Annotated in this window: 4 protein-coding genes; all 4 read right to left on the minus strand. The window is 38.5% G+C overall.

Annotated elements, in window-relative coordinates; genetic code table 11:
• Positions 1–199 precede the first annotated feature (199 nt).
• Complete coding sequence (locus tag AC04NP_RS30290) at positions 200–1,396, minus strand: 6-bladed beta-propeller (protein ID WP_482863870.1); 1,197 nt, start codon at positions 1,394–1,396, stop codon at positions 200–202.
• Positions 1,397–1,450: 54 nt separating this feature from the next.
• A complete protein-coding gene (locus AC04NP_RS30295) occupies positions 1,451–1,810 on the minus strand; it encodes a hypothetical protein (RefSeq protein ID WP_482863871.1) in 360 nt (119 codons plus the stop codon).
• A gap of 123 nt (positions 1,811–1,933) precedes the next feature.
• Positions 1,934–2,371: a class I SAM-dependent methyltransferase gene (locus AC04NP_RS30300; RefSeq protein ID WP_482863873.1), complete on the minus strand. Its 438-nt coding sequence runs from the start codon at positions 2,369–2,371 to the stop codon at positions 1,934–1,936.
• Positions 2,368–3,721, minus strand: a 1,354-nt coding sequence (locus AC04NP_RS30305) for a hypothetical protein (protein WP_482863874.1), incomplete at its 5' end; no start/stop codon positions are given. The genes AC04NP_RS30305 and AC04NP_RS30300, both read right to left, overlap by 4 nt.

Genomic DNA, 3,721 nt, shown 5'->3' on the forward strand with positions numbered 1-3,721 from the left:
TTCCGCAACAGATACCGGCACTACCACTACTGCTGCCGCTTGTCCCTGCCAGCAAATTTGCCTTAAATGCACTATAGGATTGGCTCGAGAGAGACCAAGGTTCCCTACCAGATTCAGCAACAACATTTATGCTGTGGCATATCTGAGTTTGGTTTTCAATTTCGTGAGAGTTATTCATATCTTTGCAATCTGATATTGATCATTTTTCTTTGTAAAAAATTAATACGGGATTACTATTTTCATTTAAGTCCATAATTCTTTGCTTAATTTCAAGAGACTGGTATACACTTTCGTTTGTGCGGAGCAATTCTTTGAAACCTTTGATTTTGCCAGGGGAATGGCCAGGGGAGAAGTAGTTAACAAACAAAGAGTCTTTTTGAGCAATGAAATCGTTATTAAAATGAAACTCCTTTAGGAAATCACCTCTTAAAAATCGCTTACTGGCCTGTAGAGTTGATTTATCTATATATACCCCAACTAATTTAATTTTCTCCGTGTGATAAATAAAATAAATGTATTTATCAGTCTCGAAATACCTTCCTATTGACCACATACCTTTATAATGCGTATAAGTGGAAATAGGTGTTCCTTCACTATCTAATTTATTGGCTCCTTGCTGCATTTCGATTTTTGCCAATTGTTGAATATCCAATGGATTAGTAGAATTTACTTCTATATAAGGGAGTAGCTCATCGTCTTTAAACTGGTAGATAGTATTCATATATATGGAATAGAATTTTATATCTTCTTTCGTTCTATAAAAACTAGATGCGCCAGTCCTGGAAGATATGTATATTGCCTGGTTGTCTAACATTGTTTTTAACACTTTTCCATTAGAATCAATTAAAGCCAAAACGGGGCTTTTATGATGATAGGGATTAAGTTGAACTATAAATTTTTCATCATCAACATATTGAAAAGAATGGATTATTTCATGTCTTCTAACTTTGAATTCGTTTATCAAACTACCCTCCGGATTATAAACAATGATCTTATTCGCTATGTCCAACACAAAAATTCGTTTTGTTTCTGAGTCCACATCGATTTCCTTGATCGCAATATGTTCTCCAGGTCCCTTTCCCTGGCTACCTATATTTCTTAAAAATTTTCCTTCTTTATTAAAAAGTAATAATCTATTATATCTACCATCGAAAATTAAAATGTTGTTGCCAAGAAATTTCGCTGTTGTAATAGCTGATATCATACATTCAGGATTAGTTTCTAGAGGCACGAAGTGATAAGATTTAAAAACTTCTGAATAATAAAACTTCTGGTGATTATCGTATTCATTTTCATTGAAAATAATTAAATCTGGGTTTAAATTTTTTTTATCAACTGTTCTATCTGAAGTACAGGCACACAATAAAACAAGAGGATACATTAATATTTTTTTCATTTTGTTGAGAATTTAAGCCCTGGATTACTAAATCCAGAGCTCAGTAAACTTAAACTAACATTGGGTAGTGGTGACGGTTCCACTTATAGTGCTTGATTTTTCCGTACAATCAGGTTTCAGTACAATTGTCTTTGTTTGTGTGCCTGATTTACATTGACCGCCAACACCTATGTTGCATGTATAGGTGAATACAATTTTTATCAAAACTGGCTCACCACCACATTCTTGGGAAGTGGATGTTGATGTCCAACTGGTAGAACATGGTCCGGTATTACCACTAGTAGCCTGTGCCAGCAGTTCAGCACCTACATGTACAAAAGGATCTGTAAGCGAAAGGCTTACATTGGCAATCAGACCGAGCAGGAATATACCAGCTGCAACATACCTCAGCTTGTTTTTAAATTTAGTTTTCATTTTAAATATATAATTTTGTTCGAATTAATTTTGTTTTATCGTGCCCTTTCGAGGTGCACGCCCTTGTCTCGCGTCAGCTTCCTGCTGACCGGGGCAAGGTGTTTTCGGGTGCTTTTTTAAAGATTACATAGGCATCCTTTCTTTTTTTAGTGATACATTTGTTTTGGTTTTTCTTTCTAATCCCGGGGAAGCAGTAGCTATAATATAGTTTGGCCGCTGCTTTTGTGTCATGTACATCTTGCCCAGGTATTCGCCCATAATTCCCAATACAGTCAGTTGTGTTCCCGACAAGCGTGACAGGTGAGAGGTGACCACATAATCGAATACACCTTCCAATAGGCTGTTTTCGGCATTGCCACAATGAAAAGACAAATGCGGGTACTGACAACGGGCCTTTTCAATTTTTTCATTTGACAGATCAATGCCCAGGCCTGTTTTTGGTTTAAGCGCATGAAGCAGGCTTCCATCGCCACAGCCAATTTCCAGTATGGAAGCCCCTGAAGGGATCACACTGGTATGGTAACGTCTCAAAAAACGATGAACAAAACGGTTTCTTTTCATAAAGTATCAGGGTGTTTATATGTTGATAAAAAATGTGGACGAATTTGTTGCCAAACTGCCTTGCAGACCAGTTGACAGGTAACGGCTACCAGCACCATTCCCAATATGACAAAAGGCATACTCCAGACTATGTGATCCATATGTGTATGAAAATAAGCGTGGTTTTTAAATACCAGGAACCATGCAGCAGGTGCTGTCACAGATACCCATAAGGTACTTATAAGGGCCATGTTTTGACTATAAGAAGACCTGTTGGGCCATAAAATCATGAAACAAGAGCAACCCAAAAAAAGTGTTACCAGATGTTTTATTGAAATCGTTGCCCCATGGATTAGATGATTGAGACTTACTATCTTACTATTCCAGTACAGGCGGAATATTTCCATAGTGGAGATATTTTGCGGCACAAACCCTTCACCCTGTGTCCGTCTGTTAAAAGTTGACAAGACATAATTTATCCCATCTGGCAAAGAGCCCTTTACTTGTCCTATTTGGAAAGATAAAACGAGCAAACCCAAGAGCACCCCCCCCAATGCAAACAAGGAAGCCTTGGTGAATAAAATACTTGTGTTTTTGTACCCCCATTGTTTATAAACGCCATAAAATATCAGGGGAAGTACCGCCATAACCAGGGTTGGAATGATGAAGTCAAAACCTGCCACAATGCATTTTAGTGTAACAGTCGAAATTATTAGCAACAGCAGGTGAGATTGATGATAAAATTTGGCACCGATTGCGTAGTGCAGATAAAGAAGAACGGCAACGAATGGTAGGTAAAACAATCCGAAAACGTAAAAGAAATCATTAGCGAAGAGTACCATCCATTTAGAAAAACAAATGATAATCAGCGACGTGCAACCTGCAAACGCCCCAAAAACCTTTCTAATCCAGAAAACCATTGTCCCCAGTACTAAGGCGGAAAAAAATGCATTTATCGATTTGTAAAGCATCGTAGTGTCTATGGGGTCAATATTAAAAGTTGTATTGATGATGCTATAGATGGCTGCCTGTCCTCCGGGATTGGAAAAATAGCACTCATAGCTGTCAAAAGGGGATTGACCTTCCAGGATGTCATATTGGAATTGGCCTTTGTCCATATGTCCAGGGACTTTGTATCCCCAAACAGGTCCGTTAAAGGGTGGGGCGCCGTTGGACCATTGTAAGGTATCGCTCATTAAAGCAGTTGGGTGATTCCAGCCAAGCAATGCCCCGAAAGAAAAAATGCCGTCTTGCGTTGATCTTACCATCCTTCCCACCACAAGGCTTTGACTATCCCGCTGGAAATTTTTGAAGTGTTTTTTCTCCACAGAGCGGAGAATATTCCGGTCAAATACCAGGAATAAGACCGGC

The organism is Agaribacillus sp. DX54 (assembly GCF_056858335.1).

Excerpts from the sequence above, each read along its gene's own strand:
- AC04NP_RS30290 (WP_482863870.1), bottom strand. The coding sequence starts at position 1,396 with ATGAAAAAAATATTAATGTATCCTCTTGTTTTATTGTGTGCCTGTACT.
- AC04NP_RS30295 (WP_482863871.1), bottom strand. The coding sequence starts at position 1,810 with ATGAAAACTAAATTTAAAAACAAGCTGAGGTATGTTGCAGCTGGTATA.
- AC04NP_RS30300 (WP_482863873.1), bottom strand. The coding sequence starts at position 2,371 with ATGAAAAGAAACCGTTTTGTTCATCGTTTTTTGAGACGTTACCATACC.